This is a genomic window from Microbacterium sp. MPKO10, assembly GCF_026107415.2.
Taxonomy (GTDB): Bacteria; Actinomycetota; Actinomycetes; order Actinomycetales; family Microbacteriaceae; genus Paramicrobacterium.
The window spans coordinates 589,759-606,513 of the sequence record NZ_JAPCHX010000004.1; the positions used below are offsets into that span (position 1 = coordinate 589,759).

Here is a 16,755-nt window from a genome sequence, read left to right on the forward strand (position 1 = left end):
TGCGAGCGATGAACCATGCCTGAAGGCGACACCGTCTATCGAACGGCGCACAACCTGAACCGTGTGCTCGCTGGGCACACCATCGAAGGGTGGTCGTTGCGCGTTCCGGCCTACGCCACCAGCGACCTGACGGGGCGCACCATCGACGAGGTCGTCAGTCGCGGCAAGCACATTCTGCTGCGCGCGAGCGACATGACTCTGCACTCGCATCTGAAGATGGAGGGCGACTGGCACATCTACGCTCGTGGCGCGCGGTGGAAAAAGCCCGCCCACGCGGCGCGGGCGGTCATCGAGACCCAGGACCACACGGTCGTCGGGTTCGACCTCGGCATCGTCGAGCTCATGTTCCGCGCAGACGAGCACAGGGCGGTCGGGCATCTCGGCCCCGATCTTCTCGGCCCGGACTGGTCACCGCGCGAAGCCACAGAGCGGCTGGATGCTGACTCGCAGCGATCCGTGGCGAGCGCTCTTCTCGACCAGCGCAACCTGGCGGGACTCGGAAACGAGTACGTCACCGAGATCTGTTTCCTCCGCGGCATCCGTCCTGACACGACGATTGCGGATGCCGATGCCTCCGCTCTCGTATCGCTCGCGCACCGGCTGATCACCGCGAATCGCGACCGGGTCGCCCGAACGACCACAGGCGACACCCGCCCCGGGAGACAGAGCTGGGTCTACGGCCGGGCCGGAAAACCCTGCAGACGCTGCGGAACGCTCATCGAGCGAGGAACGCACGAAGCGGGGGTGGGGCACGAACGCATCACCTTTATCTGCCCGCGCTGTCAGCCCGAGGTGACGGCCACAGGCGGTCAGCTCGGTGAATGCCCCTCGATCCAGTAGAACTGTGAGAAGCGCTGCCCGCGCAGAAGGCCCAGATGATCCTTAAACACGTGCCTCACGTGCTTCACGAGCGTCTTCTCACCAGCGGCCCAGGCGAACTGGCGCGCTGATTGCGAAACATTCGCTCGCAGGGCGTCGGCGAGTGCTTCGCCACGCGTGTCCGTCGGCGTCACCCAGTCCCAGGTGTCACCGGGCCGCCTCTCTGCGGGCAGCTGGTCGCGATCATCGTGGCCATCTTCGATGAACACCCGGGCACTGACGCCCTCACCGACGTCAGCAATCCAGCTGTTGATCGCCGGAAGCGCCGTGACGTCTCCCGCGAGAATGAGCTCACGTGTGCCTTCAGGAAGAGCGATCTTCGCGGGCGTGAGTGCGGCTTCAACAGAGTCACCGACGACCGCCTGCTTCGCCCAGTCGCCCGCAGGGCCGCGCGTCTCATGCAGCACGAACTCGAGGTCAAACGTGCCTGCGTCAGCATCCACCCCCACGAAGGTGTAGCCACGCTGACTCACATGCTGCTCCCCGCGCTCAGGATTGGGAACCCACAAGCGAAGCCAAGCCGTCGGAAAAACGTCCAGCTGCTGGGCCAACTCAGGCGCAGAAAATCTAATGCGCCGGTAGCGCGGAGTCAGGTCCACAATGCTCGTCACCGTGACCGCGTGGTTCGCGATATTCATCACGCGCATCACGCCGCGCTGCCAGTTCACCATAAGCCCTCCAAGCTAGGTAAGGCTAACCTCAATTAGAGAACGGCGTCAAGGAGGCCAGGGAATCTCGCATCTAAATCATCCCGTCGCAACGACAGGCGCCGGTTGCGTCCCTCCGGGACGTTGCGGATAACACCGGCTTCTCTCAGCACCTTGAACATGTGCGACTTCGTTGACTTGGGAACCGAGGGGTCAAGGGTCGTACAGCTCGCCGCCGTGAGCGACGACTCACGAAGCTGTCGCACCAGGTCGAGTCGTACCGGATCACTCAGCGCAAAGAGCACATCCTCCAGCACGATCGCCTCGCGCGCCGGATGCTCAAGTTCATTCACGGGAACCATAGTTCGATAATACTTGAACAATTGGAACGAGCGCCCTACACTCCAATGGTTCGACTTTTTTGGAACCCTTGGAGTTTTTATGACCACAGCACCGCAACGCCCAATCCCGGGACTCGCTGGTGCGCACGACCGGCGGCGGACGATCGCGTTCCTCTTCGCGGCGCTCTCCATCGGCGCGATGCTCGCTTCCTCCAGCGCCCTCACGCCGTTCTACCCGCCCCTGGAACACTCCCTCGACATCACGCCTCTCGGGGTCTCACTCGTCTTCGCCATCTATGCGGTCACTCTGCTGGCGGCTCTCCTCGTGGCTGGGTCACTGTCGGACCATGTCGGTCGACGTAGCGTCATCAGCATCGGTCTCGTCACGCTTGCCGTCGGCGCGCTCACTGTCTCGGCGGTAGACACGGCGCCAGCGTTATTCGCTGCCCGTGCCCTGCAGGGAACAGCGAGCGGCTTGCTGACACCCGCACTCTCCGCGCTGCTTCTTGACACAGCATCCCCGTTGCGCCCTGGCCGCGGCGCGCTTCTGAACGCCATCATGCCGGGGATCGGCCTCGCCCTCGGGACCCTCGCGGGCGGGGCAGCGCTCACGCTCATCACCCCCGCCCTTCCCGTGACCTTCCGCGTCCTCGCCGGCCTGTATCTGGCCCTCGCCGCTGTGATCTGGCTGCTCCCGGAAACCTCGCCGCGGCGCACGGGTAGCATTCGCTCGCTGATTCCCCGCGTCTCGATCCCGCGCCCGGTTCGCCGGCTGTTCCTGATCAGCACACCGGCGCTCATCGCGTCATGGGCCACGGGCGGACTGTTCCTGTCGCTGGGGCCGAGCATCATCGCCGAGAGTCTCCACACGGACAACTCCTTCGCACAGGGTGCCATTGTCGCCCTCCTCCCCGCGGCGGGCGCCGTCGCTGTCGTCGCGCTTCGCCGGTTGACCCCGCGCGCGATCGCGATCATCGGCACGTCGTCGCTCGCGATCGGAACGGCGATCGCGCTTGTCGCCCTCGGCGCGGGCTCGCTGCTCGGGTACATCCTGGCCGTCGTCATCACGGGAGCCGGATTCGGCGTCAGTTTTTACGGCGTCGTCGGGACGCTGGCGCCGAGGTCCCCCGTCGAGGAGCGCGCCGGCCTGTTCGCAGCGATCTACGTCACGTCCTACCTGTCATTCGGTGTGCCGACGGTCGCCGCAGGTTTCCTCGCATCCGCAACGTCGATTCCCATGACCGCCGCCGTCTACGGCATCCTCATCACTGCCCTGGCCGCCACGGCCGCCATCGCGCGCATCCGGGCGAGCGACTGACGCCACCGAACACCGTGAGGGACCCTGAGCAATACGCCAGAATAGAGAAATGCCTCTTCCCGTTATCGCCGATGTCGACACGGGCGTCGACGATGCCCTTGCTCTGTTATTCCTCGCGTCACATCCCGACATCGACCTCCGTGCTGTCACCTGCGTCGCGGGCAACGCCAGTCTCGCGCAGGTCACACAGAACACTCTTGATGTCCTCGCCGTCGCCGGCTCCGATGCTCCCGTGGCCGCCGGTTCGCAGCGTCCGCTGATCGAGCCCGCGCGAGACGCCGGGAGCTATCACGGGGCGAACGGCATCGGGAATCTGCACCTGCCACCCTCCCCGCGCACAGCGGAGCCCGTGCACGCGACCGAGCTTCTCCGCCGCGAAATCGAGACGAGCGCCGGACCGGTGACGGTACTGAGCCTGGCCCCGCTGACGAATATTGCGCTTCTCCTCCGGCTCTATCCGCACCTTGCTTCGCAGATCGCACGCATCGTCGTGATGGGCGGGTCGTCGAGCGCCGGCAATGCCAGCGCCGTGGCCGAGTTCAACGTGTGGCACGATCCCGAGGCAGCGCAGATCGTGCTCTCCTCCAGCGTGCCGACGACGGTGTATCCGCTTGACGTCTTCAATCGCGTCGTCGCGTCCGAGACGCAGATTTCACAGCTTCGGGATGCCGCGACGCCACGCGCTCGCCTGGCCGCGTCGCTTCTGGACTATCAGGTCACGCTCGCCGATCTTCCTGACGACATCACCTCGGGCGCGAAGCTCGGTGATGCGGGCACCGCGGTGTTCCTCGTTGCGCCGGAGCACATCGGCACAGAGACCTGGCCCGTCGAGGTGGAGCTGAACGCGGGCTTCTCGCGAGGCCAGACCGTCGTCGACCGCCGCCATCGTCCAGGCGAAGCCGAGGAACACGGCCTTGTCACGCCGGTCTCACGCAGCGACATTGCCCTCACGGTCGATGGCCCGGCCGTCGCCGGCGTGTTTGTGGACGCCCTTCTGCGCGCAGAGCCCGTGCCATGATCTGAACCTGAGACGCAGAACAGCGTCGGACTCCAGCCGCCGTGGATGCTGGAACGTCCTGCACGCCACGCAAAAGACTCATTCGTGCACCGCTCTCGGCAAGGTGCGCTGACGCGAAGACTCACACGTCGGCGTCGTCGGCCGCCTCACCACGCACCATCTGCACCCACCGCGTCAGGTAGGCGGCACCCGCCTCATCGTGGATGAGCGTTTCGTGATGCCGCACCGGATACGGCACGTTGGGAACGCCTTCGCTGGGCCGCACGTCGACATGTGCAACGTCATAGCCGCGCTCGTGCAGCCAGTCCGCCATGGCGTAGTCGGTTCGCGAGTCGCCCATTGTGCGCCACCGTCGCGGAACCGCGGCATCAGCATCCCGCAGAAACCCGATCACACGGTCGGCACCGAGGTCTTTTCCCACACGCGCCGACTCGACGTCGGTCGAGATGATCGTGGGATCGATCCTGTAGTCAATGTTTCCCACAGCATCCGGAGTCTTGGCATCGAGCCGCTCGAAGCCAAAGCCGTGGCGGCTCATGATGGCGGCGATCTGCTCATCGATCTCGCCTTGACGCGCGAGGTACTGATCGTTCGATACCGACGTGTTCTGCTCGAGCGAGACCATCGAACGCTTTGTGCGGTCGTAGAACACGAGATCGGCGTAGTCACGGTTCACGAGGATCTCGATGTCACGCGCCACGACATCAGGAACCGTCAGAGCGTCGTCGACGGTCACCTCTCCCGTGCCGTCGGCGCCGATCGTCATCCACACGGCGCCCTTCTCGCAGACGCCCCACAGTCGCGCATCTCGAGAGAGTCCGGCCTCCAGAAGCGGCGGCACCACCTGCTCGCGCAGAAACCCATCAGAGCGACCAGTGTTGAACGCGATGGGGACGCCCGCGTTGGCGAGCGCAGCGAGGTCTTCCGCAATGCTCGGGATCGCGATTGATCGAGTCACCGGGCTGGCGATCGGCCCATCGACGTCGAGCAAGAGGCCAAGCGGAGGCACGGCGTTCGTCTGGGTCGCGGCCGAGGGCACGGTCGAAGGGTCAGTCACAGTGGCCAGTCTACGAGGCGTCGCTCAGTGTTTCTCTCAGGGCAACACCCAGTGCCGCTCTCAATGCAACGCCCAGTGCGCGAGACAAGACATCTGGTCTGCACACGTCGCACGCTGCACAGCGCCACGTAAACTGAAGCATGGCCGAGCAGAAGACCCGCCCCACAGATGCGTCCGTCACCGCGTTCATCGACCGGGCGACGCCCACGAGACGCCGGACAGATGGGCACCGTCTCGACGACATCATGCGCGAGGTCACGGGTGCCGATCCTGTCCTGTGGGGCCCGTCGATCGTGGGCTACGGCAGCTTCCACTATGTCTCGCCCGCCAACCCTCGCACGCGGGGCGAGTGGCCGCGCGTGGGGTTCTCACCACGCAAGGCGGCGCTCTCGCTTTACGGGCTCAAAGACCTCCCCGACGGTGCCGCGCTCCTGCCACGACTCGGCACGTTCACCGAGGGCGCGGGCTGCGTCTATGTGAAGACACTCGACGACATCGACGAGGCGGTTTTGCGGGAGCTCATCGCCATCGCCTGGTCACGCGATGACGACACTGGCGGATGCTGACACAGACCGCCTCAGCTCGCTAAAAGCACGCAGCGCCGCACATTTATCACGGTCACACGGCCCCGCCGAGAGTACCGCGGTGCTACGTTCGAGAGTATGAAGCAGCCCATCTCTCTGAATTCCACGGACGACCACGGCCACTCCTGCGCGTGCGGCGAAGCAGACGAGGCGCTTCCGGAGCTGGACGTGCAGACAATCCCCCACGCCGTGCGTCACGCCGCCATCTTCGGCGCACTCGAGAGCCTCGCGCCTCGCTCGGGCATGATCATCTCAGCGACGCACAACCCGCTGCCATTGCTCGCCCAACTGGAACAACGCCACCCCGGCGACTTCGAGAGCACATACGTTGAAGAGGGCCCCGAGCGCTGGCGCATCAAGTTCGTCCGTCGCCCCGACGCAGAGTGACTCTGCGACGCGCATGACCGAAACCACCGGCGACAGCATCCTGACCATTCGCCGCAGCAGCATCCTGACCATTCGCCGCAGCAGCATCCCGTTTCTCTGGACGGGCACCATTGCGATCATCGTGGGCGGCCTCATCGCCGCCGTCACGTCTCCGCTCGACCTCGAACATGGGTCGTGGGCTGCCGCCTACATCGTGCTGATCGTCGGCGTTGCCCTGATCTTCTTCGGCGTCACGCAGTCGATGCTTGCCGAACGCGTCAGCGGCGGCGCGATCGGCCTCGAGATCGGCACGTGGATGCTGGGCAGCCTCGCCGTTCTCGGCGGAACGCTCATTGAGACACCGATCGTTGTGGACATCGGCGGAGTTCTGCTCATCGTGGCACTCATCGCGTTCGCGCGTGCCGTGCGATCCGGATTCAGATCCGGCACTCGGGCGACGCTGCCGCTGTGGACGTTCCGCATTGTGCTCGTGATCATCATCGTCAGCATCCCGATCGGTCTGGTTCTCTCGCACCTGCGTCACGGCTGAGCGCCGCCGGCACGCTCCGCCGAATACCGCGCGACAGCCGCATCTCGCAGGGCAACTGCACCTCAGGACAGCCGCGCCTCAGGACAGCCGCGTCTCGCAGGACAGAGGGAAAACCGCACCCCACCCGCTCGGCGCTCTGATGCGGGTGGGGCGCGGCCCTGCGATTGCAGAGGTGCTGTGAATCGGGTTCTGAAGTCGCACGACCTCCGCCAGCGCATCCACGGTTGAACTCAGCAACGCTCTCAATGATGAGAAGGGGGGACTCATCACACGTCCACGATCCCGCGCACGTAGGAACTCGTCAACCCCGCATTCGAGGGACGGCTCGGGCATTCCGCCCCTGATTCAATGACCGCCGCCGAGTCGTCCCGCCAACCTCTCATGAATGCGCGAACTTGCCTCGTTCAGCCCCTCGATCACCACACGCTTGCCGCGCTGCTCGTATTTCGTCGTGATCGAATCGAGAGCGGCGACCGTCGACGCATCCCAGATGTGCGAGCCCGACATGTCGATCACGACACGTTCCGGGTCATCGGCATACGCGAACTGCGTCGTGAGGTCGTTGCTTGACGCGAAGAACAGCTCGCCGTTCACTCGGTAATTCGCGGTCGGCACGGCGGCGCCGTCGTCGAGGCTGCGCTCTACGGTGGCGAAGTGTGCCACGCGGCGAGCGAAGACCAGTGCGGCAACGATGACTCCGACAACGACTCCGATGGCGAGGTTGCTCGTGGCGACGACGACAGCCACCGTCGACAGCATCACCAGGGTCTCCCCCAGCGGCATCCGCTTGAGAGTCGAGGGTCGGATGCTGTGCCAGTCGAACGTGCCAACAGACACCATGACCATCACGGCGACCAGTGCCGCCATGGGGATCAGCCCGACAATGTCTCCCAGCGCGACCACGAGAATCAGCAGGAAGGTTCCGGCGAGGAACGTCGAGATTCGTGTGCGGGCTCCCGAGGCTTTGACATTGATCATTGTCTGCCCGATCATCGCGCAGCCGCCCATTCCTCCGAAGAGTCCCGAGAGAATGTTCGCGGTGCCCTGGCCGAGCGCTTCGCGCGTCTTGCGCGAATGGGTGTCTGTGATCTCATCGACGAGCTTCGCTGTCATGAGCGATTCGAGAAGCCCCACCACGGCCATCGCGAGCGAGAACGGGGCAATGGTGGTGAAGGTCTCCCATGTAAGCGGAATGTTCGGGATGAACAGTTCGGGCAGACTCTTCGGCAGTTCGCCTTCATCACCGACATTGGGCACGTTCAGCGCCATCACGAGCGTGACCGCGGTGATGAGCACGATGGCCACGAGCGGCGCGGGCACCACCTTCGTCAGCTTCGGCATGAAGACCATGATGAGAATGCCGGCGGCGACAAGCGGGTAGACGAGCCACGGAACGCCGATGAGGTGCGGCAGCTGCGCCATGAAGATGAGGATCGCCAGCGAGTTGACGAAGCCGATCATGACGCTGCGCGGGATGAACCGCATCAGTTTCGCCACACCGAGCGCGCCCAAAACGATCTGGAAGAGCCCCGCAAGAATCACCGTCGCGATGAAATAGTCGAACCCGTACTCACGCGCGACCGGGGCGATCACCAGCGCGACAGCACCGGTGGCCGCCGAAATCATCGCGGGGCGACCACCGACGACGGCAATTGTCACGGCCATCACGAACGACGAGAACAATCCCACGCGCGGGTCGACGCCGGCGATGATCGAGAACGAGATCGCCTCCGGAATGAGCGCGAGCCCGACGACGAGACCGGCGAGCACTTCGCGCGTCAGCAGTTTCGGGCTCCGCAGCGCCTGCAGGACCGTCGGCTCGGGGCGGTAGCGATCGGCATCGGTATTCGGGGGCGCAAGCGCCATGGAGTCTCCTTGGGAATGTCGCGGGGCAGGACGCTGCGATGCGCCGGTCTTGTCGAGATACGAGGGTTTTGCGGAATCAACGGATCCCGCATACGCTGCGAGACGAGACGACAAGTGTGACGGGGAACAGTCATTCCCAGCATCCCCGAAGACTCTACCCTAACGTGAGGGTAGAGTTCAGGTGTGACCGAACACATGATGCACATCGGAGAGCTCGCCGAGCGCAGCGAGCTCTCGCTGCGGACCCTGCGCCACTACGACGAGATCGGCCTCCTCCGCGCCTCGGGCCGCTCCGAGGGCGGCTTCCGTCTCTACTCAGAAGATGACCTTTCCCGACTCCTCGTCATCCGCAGAATGAAACCTCTCGGATTCAGCCTGGAGCAGATGGCCGAGCTTCTCGAGATCGTAGACGCGCTGGAAGCAGAGCATCCCGACGCATCGGTGCGAGACGTCCTCGACACGTACATCGTTGACGCCGAGCAGCGCCGCGACAAGCTGGCGCGGCAACTCGCAATGGCCGACGAATTTGTCGAGCTGCTCCGCAGCAAGTGATCGTCGTACGACGGCGCCCTCGCGTCGATTCGTCACGCCGCGCAAAAGGGACGTGAGACAGAAGGAACGTGAGGCAAGATGGACACGCGGATCACACGCACCGGGTCACGCTGACACCTCGGAGCCGACAGAGTCACGCCGCAGAGGAAGGACATGATGACACAGCCGCAGGGAGCCCATCTGGTGGGCAGCGTCAATGACAACGATGCTGAGAGCACGATGCGGCGCGCAGCATCCATTCTCGGTTCTCACCTCACGCGGATACCCGACGGTGAGCCGGGCAGGCGATTCCACTGGATCATGTTTCAGGCCGATGTTCTCGGGCAGACCGCGGGAATCGAGCGTGTCGGCGAAGAGCCCGTTTGGCTGCGCGACCTCGACATCAGGCCCCTGCGAATTGCTGCGGGTGTCGACGCGTCGACACTGCAGCTACCTCCGCTCGGCTATGCGGATGCTGCACGAGACTCATACGCGGTGTTCACCCGCCTGCGTGACGAGGGTCTCATCGCCGAAAGAACACGCTTCCAAGTGGCGCTGCCCACACCGACAGCTGTCGTCGGTTCGTTCTTTGCCGGGGCCGACCAGGCGCTGATCGAACCGCTGTATCGCGACGCGATATACCGCGAGCTCGATGGAATTCTGCGCGACATTCCCCACGACGATCTCGCGATCCAGTTCGACTGTGCCGTGGAGTTCCTGGTGCTCGAAACTCACGATGCCGAAGGCGGTCGCGTGCCGTGGTTCGCCGGCGACGTCCTCGATGGTCTCGTTCAGCGAGCCGCCGAGGCGCTCTCGCGGGTGCCAAGCGACGTCGAAGCGGGTGTGCACCTCTGCTACGGGGATGTGGCCGAGAAGCACTTTGTCGAGCCAGAGAGCACTCGCACGCTGGTGCGATTCGGCAATGCCCTCACGGCAGCCATGCGTCGCCCGCTGACCTGGCTGCATCTGCCGGTTCCGATTGAGCGCGACGACGATGACTACTTCGCCGATCTCCAGAACCTGGCGCTGGCACCGGAGACCGAGCTCTACCTCGGGCTTGTGCATCGTGAAGACGGCGTTGAGGGTGCCGAACGCCGCATCGCGACAGCGCAGCGTCACGTTGAGCGTTTCGGCGTGAGCACCGAATGCGGAATCGGCCGCGCTCCCGAAGGAACGACGGACGGCATCTTCCGGACGCACGCCGCCGTCGCCTCCGCCTGGTAACCTCTGAGCGGCGGGGCGGCCATCACGAGCGGATTCGCGCCGCCTGGTGGAGGTTATGAGCGGGCGAGCTGCGTGCGGAGCCAGGTGCGGGCACGCGTGATGAGCGCGCGGGCAAGTTCGTTGTCGGGTGCCCATGCCTCGAATCCGTGCGGAACGCCGAGCACGAGGTCGTACGTCACGTCGACGCCCGCGCGTTCCAGCCGTCGCGCGTAATCATCGATCTCGTCATGAAACAGCTCAATGTCCGATCCGTAGATCCAGGTCGCGGGCAACCCCGAGAGATCGTCGCGGCGCGCTGCCGCCGCGTAGCCACTGACGCTCCCCGAACCAACATGGTCGCCGAGGTACGAACGCCAGCCCACGAGGTTGGCTCGGTTGTTCCAGATGAAGTGATCGTCATTGTCACGTGAGCGATCGGCGGCCGTTCGGTCATCGAGCATCGGGCAGAACAGCCATTGCGCGGCCAGGTGAACGCCTTCGTCGTGGAGTCGCTGCACGAGGGATGCTGCCAGGCCGGCGCCCGCGCTTTGACCGCCCACCGCGATGCGCTGCGTATCGATGCCGAACTCGTCGGCGTGTTCCAGCATCCAGGCATAACCCGCTGCGCAATCATCGAGCGGAACGGGAAATTTGAACTTGGGAGCGAGACGGTAGTCGACAGAGACGACGATCGCGCCGGTGTCACGTGCCGTCTCGCCGCAGAAGACGTCATCGTATGCCGCTGAGCCCATCACGAGCCCGCCTCCGTGAAGCCACAGCAGTGCACTGCCGTTGGGGGCAACGGGAACATACACACGGATGCGCGCCGCGAGGTCGCGGACGATGCGGCGTTCCACTCCACTGACGCGCCGCCCAGGTATGAACCTCGACAGAGACCCACCCATCGTCAGGATGAACCTGTTCTCCAGATCGAATGTCGTCGATTTTCGGGTCGCTTCGCGCATGCGCGGATCAACTCGATCGATGTCCATGCGCTCCCCTCGGCGGCCGGCCCCACGCCGTTGACCACGCTCAGCTCAGTCTATGGTGCCTCGCCTGACAGCGTTCTCACCGCGAAAAGCGCGGTTGGCGCCTCCGAAAACCACACCGCAGTAGGGGGCTGTTCCACACCCCAGTGTGATGTGAGGGGAACCACCGCATTCTTATCTTCATGAGGTGGACGTCATCAACGAATTTATTCTTCAGGCCGCGGCTTCGCCGTGGCTGCTGCTCGTCATGTTTGTTGTTGCGGTGATCGACGGATTCTTTCCGCCAGTTCCGAGTGAAACCGTGCTGGTCGGGGCCGCTGCCGCTGCAGCATCCTCTGGAGCAGTCCCCAGCATTGTGCTGTTGTGCCTAGTCGCCGCCGCGGGGGCGACGATTGGAGACAACATCGCCTACCTGATCGGACGGAGCGTTGGAGTCACACGATTCCGCTGGATGCGTGGACCCCGCATCTCCGCAACCCTCGACCGTGCGGCGCATGCCCTCGAGCACCGAGGTGCTCCGTTCATTCTCGGTGCCCGGTTCATTCCGGTCGGCCGTGTGGCTGTGAACATGTCCGCCGGAGCGCTGGGATATTCGTGGCGCCGCTTCCTTCCGCTCAGCACTGTCGCCTCGGCAAGTTGGGCTGTGTACAGCGTCGTGATCGGCGTTGTCGCTGGCCAGTGGCTGCAGGATCAGCCGCTGCTGGGCGCCGTACTTGGGGTCGTCTTTGCCGTGCTGATCGGCTGGGCCATCGATCGGGTGGGGGTGGTTCGCCGTCGGCGAGCGGAGACATCACCGGAGGGCTCTCGCGCGACTCAGCTCGAAACGGCCTCGCTTGATCGCGTGCTCGCCGAACAGTGCGCGTGACGAGTCTGTTGTCGCAGAAAACCCCCGCATCCCTTGTGTTTACGGGGGAGAACGGGGGTTTTCGTTGGCGGTGACGGTGGGATTTGAGTCCGGGAGGCCGACTTCAGAATCTCGTTCCACCGGCGCAGGTCGCGGACCTCCCGCTCGAGGTCGGCGATCTTCTGTGTGTCCGCGGTCGTTACTCCCGAAGCCTCACCGGAATCGATCTCGTCCTGTCTGGCCCAGGTGCGCAATGCTTCGGGAAGGATACCGGGCTGATCGGCGACCCGTCTGATTGCTCCCCGCTTTCGTCGCGGGGTCTCGGCGCGCGTGGATCGCCATCCGCGTCGCGCGCTCGCTGAGCTCCTCGCTGTGCCCCGTTGCTCTCATCCTTCGCTGGTTTCAGAGCTTCCATCAGGCCCGAGCTGCATCAGCCCTCGCTCCTTTGCCGACTTTTTGACCCAGTCCACCGTCACGACTTTGGCGGCGCCCCAGACTGCAACCAGATCAACTGTCACCGAAGACCCGCTTGCGGTATGACTGAGATCGTCATGTTTTGCAGCCGGGCTGCGACGGGTCCACCGGATTGGGCAAGCGTGCCGGTTAGTCGGGACCGCCGTGCGACCTGCTGGCTGCGCGGCCGACGCAGCTCGTTATAGCGAACAAACGCGATTGACAGGGCATCCGGGTGGGTTCGCGTGGTGTCCGCCAGCGGCTCCAGCAAGGCAACGAGGGTTGCAGCGTCTTCCATGGCCTCCCCCCTGAATGACACCACAGGGGCACCATCGAGTAGCGGGAGATCCAAATGAACCGAAAGCGACGGTTGACCCGTGAGGAGCAGAAGATGCGGACCCGAGAAGAGCTCCGCGCATCCGCGGCTCAGCTCTTCGCCGAGAAGGGCGTCAATGGAGCTTCGGTAGAGCAGATCGCAGAGAACGCGGGGTATAGTCGCGGTGCCTTCTACAGCAACTTCAAGGATAAAAATGAACTGGTCTCCGAACTGCTCGAAGAGCGCACTCGGTGCGAGTTGGAGGAGGTAACCCAGATCACGGCAGGGAAAGCACCGTTTGACGCGTTGCGCGATTGGCATCGCGCTCGCGCGGAGAACCTTGACGACTGGCTTTCGCTGCGCACTGAGCTCCTGCTCTATGCAATGCGGAACCCCAGCTTTCGTCCACGTATGGCCGACTGCGAGCGTGTGGCACTCCATGCGCATGAATCGAGCATCGAGTCGGCCGCTGCCGGGGCCCACGCCGAGCTTCCGGCACCAGCGCAATTATTGGCCTTGATCCTGCATACGCTCGAAGATGGTCTCCTGTTTCAGCGCATGCTCTTTCCAGACGAAATCTCTGATGAGGTTGTCGTCGATGCAGCGGAGCTCCTGTTGAGAACGTGGCTGAGGAGCTCGAGCGATGGATAGCTCACTCGAAGGAGTTCGTCATTCTCTCGGTGGGTCGCACGATCAAAGTCGATCGAGATCCTGGGTGATGGGTCATCACCAGCACCTCCTCAATCTGCGGATTCCGACAGGTTAGGGCACGACCGCTGGATCCATCCAGGGTGAGGGACAAACCAATCCTGGCTACAATCTCCACACAAACAAGAGCCTTAGCCAGGAGTGATGCTTCGGAAGGTTAAAACACCCAGCCTCGCCGAAGTGCAATCCAAAACACTACATCAACACGTCCTAGGAGCTTTATGTCTCGCCCTACCGAAAGTGTCCGAGCCTTTCACGCCAAAGCGACTGACGCCGACCTCGACGATTTGCGCGAGCGCCTTGTGACAGCGCGGCTACCTGAGATGGAGCCAGTTCCTAGAACTGCAATCGACTCAGACCGGTGGTCGCAAGGCGTCCCGCTCACTGAACTCGTCAATGTCACGGATTACTGGCGCACGGAATACAACTGGCGCGCTTTCGAAGAGCGCCTCGACCGCATCGGTCAGTACAGTACGAGTATCGAAGGGCTACAGATCCGATTCCTCCACCGGCAATCGACACGAAAGGATGCCACGCCGCTGATTCTTACGCACGGTTGGCCCGGCAGCATCGCCGAGTTTATCGACATCGTGGAAGAACTGACAGAGCCAGTAGATCCAGCCACACCCGCCTTTCACATAGTGGCTCCTTCGCTCCCGGGATTCGGCTTCAGCGACAAGCCGAAGACGCCCGGGTGGGACGTCGGCAAGATTGCGTCCGCGTGGGTGACTCTAATGGAAAGACTTGGGTACGGCACATTCCTAGCTCACGGCGGAGACTGGGGAGGTGTGATCACTACGGTTCTTGCAGGCAGATACCCCGAGAACGTGCTTGGCATCCATACCACTCTCGCCCAAGCACCGCCCGGACTGACCACCGAAGGGTTGACGCCGACGGAACGGCAGTGGACCGAGGATACACGCAATTTCTACCGTGACCGCGGAGCTTATGCTAAGCAACAAGGGACGCGGCCTCAGACCATCGGATACTCACTCGTCGATTCACCGGTCGGGCTCTTGGCATGGATCTTGGACAAATTCGCCGAGTGGTCGGACACCTTAGACAGCCCATTCGAGAAGATCTCTCGAGATCGAATACTTGACGACGTCACGCTGTATTGGCTGACGCGTACTGGTGCGTCTGCGGCGCGCATCTATTTCGAAAGCCACGGCGGAGTCAATGCCCTTGATCCAGAACTTTGCGTGGACATCCCGTCCGCGATTACGATCTACCCCCGTGACATTGAGAAATGCCCTCGGCCCTGGGCGCAGGAACGGTACCGGCAGATCGTCCGCTGGGCTGAGCCCGAAGCCGGAGGGCATTTTCCGTCGCTTGAGGTTCCAGACCACTTCGTCAAGGATCTGCAGCAAGGACTCGCGGCTGTACTTGCTGCCCGCCAATGATTGGAAAGTCACAACGCTTGGCGGCGATGAGAGCGGACAGCATTTGCCGCGCCATCAGTGGGCGCCCCCAATGGTCTTCACTGAACGCCTGGGCAGATTCATGAAGTCCGCCGCTCCACGAAATACCGTCGGCGAAGAGCGGACCCAAGTAGCCAGCCAGTACCAGCGGTGCCTTCCCACGGCTTTGACGCCACGGACAACCCAGTGCTCAGCAGTGGCTTAAAGCGTCATCTCCGCGGCCGTGCAAGCGTGGGCGCGAGCAATTCAACTCGATCTCGAGCAATACTTCCGCAGCGAGCAAGAGGTCAAGTGTGTCCGTCACCTCAGCTGACGAGCATCGGGGCCGTCGATCTCGTGCACAACGTCAGCGCACGCCCGACAAAGAAGACCCTTGGAGCCGACTACTAGTTTCTTGAGGTCGTTCTCTCCCTCCACGGCGTTTACCGATGCAGGAGTAGACAACAGTCGCCAGCTCGATGTCCTTGGACGGCGCCTAGATGTACTGACCGGGGACATTGATTGACGCTGGCGTCAGGTCCCGAGGGTCTTCCACCCTTGGAAGGAATCGGCTCAGGTACGCGGATGCTGTAAGGAGTCCTCTGGAGCTCGCGTCGAGATTCTGACGCCATTCGTCCAGTTGAACGAGGGCGGCCGATGCGTTGCCATGGTGATGGATCTGGTCGATCGCTGAGGCGATCGTCGCCAAGGGGAAGCTTCCTCGGCGTAGCAGTACGGCCACGCGGGCGTCGAGGACGTCGTCCTTTGCGTACTCGCGGTGCCCGGTTGAGTGTCGGCGTGGGTGCATGATGCCGGCCTTTTCCCATCCGCGCAGCGTCGCCGGGGTGACGCCGACGTGTCGCGCGAGTTCGCCGACGGAATAGGTGGCAGCAGGTGTCGGAGCCGTCGAATCAAGTGGGTTGACAGCACGCAGGACGGCCTCGAGCTCCCTCAGCGTGTCACGCCCTGCCGCGAGCTGCGCGTGGGCCTTGTCTAAGGCCTCGAGAGCATCGCCCGGACGACCGCTTGTGACCGCCGTCATTATCGGAATCGCGCCCTGATGTCCGATGGCGCGAGCCAGGGTCGTGAACGCGAGCAGCTGATCAAGATGACCCTGGTCATACGTGCGATACCCAGCCGGTGTGCGTCGCGAGGCGGCGATGACCCGCTGTGCCTCGTAGTTGCGCACTGTCTGCGCCGACAGCCCGGCCGCACGGGCGAGATCGACCGGCCTGAAGCTGCGACCAGTGTTTGAGGGTTTCGCGACTGACTCTGCGGGCAATAGAACCACAACCTTTCATCGGTTCTTCAAAGTTACGATGAATGAGCATGACTACCAACTCAAGACCAATCGGCCGTGTTCAGCGCACCCCAGACTTTTACCTGTCCATGGGGGACCTGCGCGCGGTGGCGGCGTTCAACGTCGCATGTGCGTTGCAGGTTATTGACCTCTTCGAGGCCGTGAACCCGCATGACGAGCGACCGCGTGATGCGTTGGTCGCGGTAGAGAACTTCGTGCGGGGTGGCCCGCGGTCCCGCGCGCAGCGCATCAGTGCGCCCGCTGCTCATCGAGCCTCTAAAGAGGTCATCGGCGCTGCCTCGCATGCGGCGATGGCAGCCGGTGATGCTGCGGCTTCTGCCTATATTCACCCGCTGACCGACGCCGCCCAGGCCGGCCACATCCT

At 63.5% G+C, this 16,755-nt stretch carries 20 protein-coding genes; 12 read left to right on the plus strand and 8 right to left on the minus strand.

The features are described from left to right. The first annotated feature begins 15 nt into the window (after positions 1-15). The gene (locus OK352_RS10920) at positions 16-840 is read left to right on the plus strand and encodes a DNA-formamidopyrimidine glycosylase family protein (protein WP_265141494.1); all 825 of its coding nucleotides are present in this window, start codon (positions 16-18) and stop codon (positions 838-840) included. On the opposite strand, the gene OK352_RS10925 is transcribed toward OK352_RS10920, so the two are convergent. Then, a complete protein-coding gene (locus tag OK352_RS10925) occupies positions 810-1,550 on the minus strand; it encodes a siderophore-interacting protein (RefSeq protein ID WP_265141495.1) in 741 nt (246 codons plus the stop codon). The genes OK352_RS10920 and OK352_RS10925 overlap by 31 nt on opposite strands. Positions 1,551-1,582: 32 nt before the next feature. Continuing rightward, positions 1,583-1,888: an ArsR/SmtB family transcription factor gene (locus OK352_RS10930; protein ID WP_265141496.1), complete on the minus strand. Its 306-nt coding sequence runs from the start codon at positions 1,886-1,888 to the stop codon at positions 1,583-1,585. A gap of 79 nt (positions 1,889-1,967) precedes the next feature. On the opposite strand from OK352_RS10930, the gene OK352_RS10935 reads away from it, so the two are divergent. Next, positions 1,968-3,185, plus strand: a complete 1,218-nt coding sequence (locus tag OK352_RS10935) for an MFS transporter (RefSeq protein ID WP_265141497.1) — start codon at positions 1,968-1,970, stop codon at positions 3,183-3,185. 49 nt (positions 3,186-3,234) lie between these two features. Continuing rightward, positions 3,235-4,203, plus strand: coding sequence for a nucleoside hydrolase (locus OK352_RS10940; RefSeq protein ID WP_265141498.1), 969 nt, complete (start codon positions 3,235-3,237; stop codon positions 4,201-4,203). Positions 4,204-4,324: 121 nt separating this feature from the next. On the opposite strand, the gene OK352_RS10945 is transcribed toward OK352_RS10940, so the two are convergent. After that, positions 4,325-5,260 carry a hypothetical protein gene (locus OK352_RS10945; RefSeq protein ID WP_265141499.1) on the minus strand — a complete coding sequence of 312 codons (936 nt, stop codon included), beginning with the start codon at positions 5,258-5,260 and terminating at the stop codon, positions 4,325-4,327. Positions 5,261-5,400: 140 nt separating this feature from the next. Between OK352_RS10945 and OK352_RS10950 the strand changes: the two genes are divergently transcribed. From OK352_RS10950 to OK352_RS10960, 3 genes are all read left to right on the plus strand, one after another. After that, positions 5,401-5,826: a DUF1801 domain-containing protein gene (locus OK352_RS10950; RefSeq protein WP_265141500.1), complete on the plus strand. Its 426-nt coding sequence runs from the start codon at positions 5,401-5,403 to the stop codon at positions 5,824-5,826. A 96-nt stretch (positions 5,827-5,922) separates the two neighbouring features. Next, entirely contained in the window at positions 5,923-6,231 is a 309-nt protein-coding gene (locus OK352_RS10955; protein ID WP_265141501.1) for a DUF2249 domain-containing protein, read from the plus strand. A 13-nt stretch (positions 6,232-6,244) separates the two neighbouring features. Continuing rightward, entirely contained in the window at positions 6,245-6,760 is a 516-nt protein-coding gene (locus OK352_RS10960; protein WP_265141502.1) for a hypothetical protein, read from the plus strand. A gap of 345 nt (positions 6,761-7,105) precedes the next feature. On the opposite strand, the gene OK352_RS10965 is transcribed toward OK352_RS10960, so the two are convergent. Further along, positions 7,106-8,626, minus strand: coding sequence for a SulP family inorganic anion transporter (locus OK352_RS10965; protein WP_265141503.1), 1,521 nt, complete (start codon positions 8,624-8,626; stop codon positions 7,106-7,108). A gap of 195 nt (positions 8,627-8,821) precedes the next feature. Between OK352_RS10965 and OK352_RS10970 the strand changes: the two genes are divergently transcribed. Together OK352_RS10970 and OK352_RS10975 are read left to right on the plus strand one after the other, a co-directional pair. Beyond that, positions 8,822-9,178, plus strand: a complete 357-nt coding sequence (locus tag OK352_RS10970) for a MerR family transcriptional regulator (RefSeq protein ID WP_265141533.1) — start codon at positions 8,822-8,824, stop codon at positions 9,176-9,178. A gap of 153 nt (positions 9,179-9,331) precedes the next feature. Continuing rightward, positions 9,332-10,381: a hypothetical protein gene (locus OK352_RS10975; protein ID WP_306387792.1), complete on the plus strand. Its 1,050-nt coding sequence runs from the start codon at positions 9,332-9,334 to the stop codon at positions 10,379-10,381. Between the two features lie 53 nt (positions 10,382-10,434). Here OK352_RS10975 and OK352_RS10980 read toward each other — a convergent pair whose 3' ends face one another. Further along, entirely contained in the window at positions 10,435-11,352 is a 918-nt protein-coding gene (locus OK352_RS10980; protein WP_265141504.1) for an alpha/beta hydrolase, read from the minus strand. Positions 11,353-11,536: 184 nt separating this feature from the next. Between OK352_RS10980 and OK352_RS10985 the strand changes: the two genes are divergently transcribed. Next, positions 11,537-12,214 carry a DedA family protein gene (locus tag OK352_RS10985; protein ID WP_265141505.1) on the plus strand — a complete coding sequence of 226 codons (678 nt, stop codon included), beginning with the start codon at positions 11,537-11,539 and terminating at the stop codon, positions 12,212-12,214. Here the strand turns inward: OK352_RS10985 and OK352_RS17700 are convergent. Together OK352_RS17700 and OK352_RS10990 are read right to left on the minus strand one after the other, a co-directional pair. Further along, the gene (locus tag OK352_RS17700; RefSeq protein WP_372338100.1) at positions 12,163-12,489 is read right to left on the minus strand and encodes a transposase; all 327 of its coding nucleotides are present in this window, start codon (positions 12,487-12,489) and stop codon (positions 12,163-12,165) included. The genes OK352_RS10985 and OK352_RS17700 overlap by 52 nt on opposite strands. A 218-nt stretch (positions 12,490-12,707) precedes the next feature. Further along, on the minus strand, positions 12,708-12,944 hold the full coding sequence (locus OK352_RS10990) for a hypothetical protein (RefSeq protein ID WP_265141506.1): 237 nt from the start codon (positions 12,942-12,944) through the stop codon (positions 12,708-12,710). Between the two features lie 54 nt (positions 12,945-12,998). On the opposite strand from OK352_RS10990, the gene OK352_RS10995 reads away from it, so the two are divergent. After that, positions 12,999-13,613 (plus strand): TetR/AcrR family transcriptional regulator, encoded by a 615-nt coding sequence (locus OK352_RS10995; RefSeq protein ID WP_265141507.1) that lies wholly within the window; start codon positions 12,999-13,001, stop codon positions 13,611-13,613. Positions 13,614-13,891: 278 nt separating this feature from the next. Beyond that, positions 13,892-15,073: an epoxide hydrolase family protein gene (locus OK352_RS11000; protein WP_265141508.1), complete on the plus strand. Its 1,182-nt coding sequence runs from the start codon at positions 13,892-13,894 to the stop codon at positions 15,071-15,073. Positions 15,074-15,566: 493 nt separating this feature from the next. On the opposite strand, the gene OK352_RS11005 is transcribed toward OK352_RS11000, so the two are convergent. Further along, positions 15,567-16,352 (minus strand): MerR family transcriptional regulator, encoded by a 786-nt coding sequence (locus OK352_RS11005; protein ID WP_265141509.1) that lies wholly within the window; start codon positions 16,350-16,352, stop codon positions 15,567-15,569. Between the two features lie 47 nt (positions 16,353-16,399). Here OK352_RS11005 and OK352_RS11010 point away from each other — a divergent pair. After that, the coding region (locus tag OK352_RS11010; RefSeq protein WP_372338097.1) for a putative immunity protein at positions 16,400-16,755 on the plus strand (356 nt) is incomplete at its 3' end.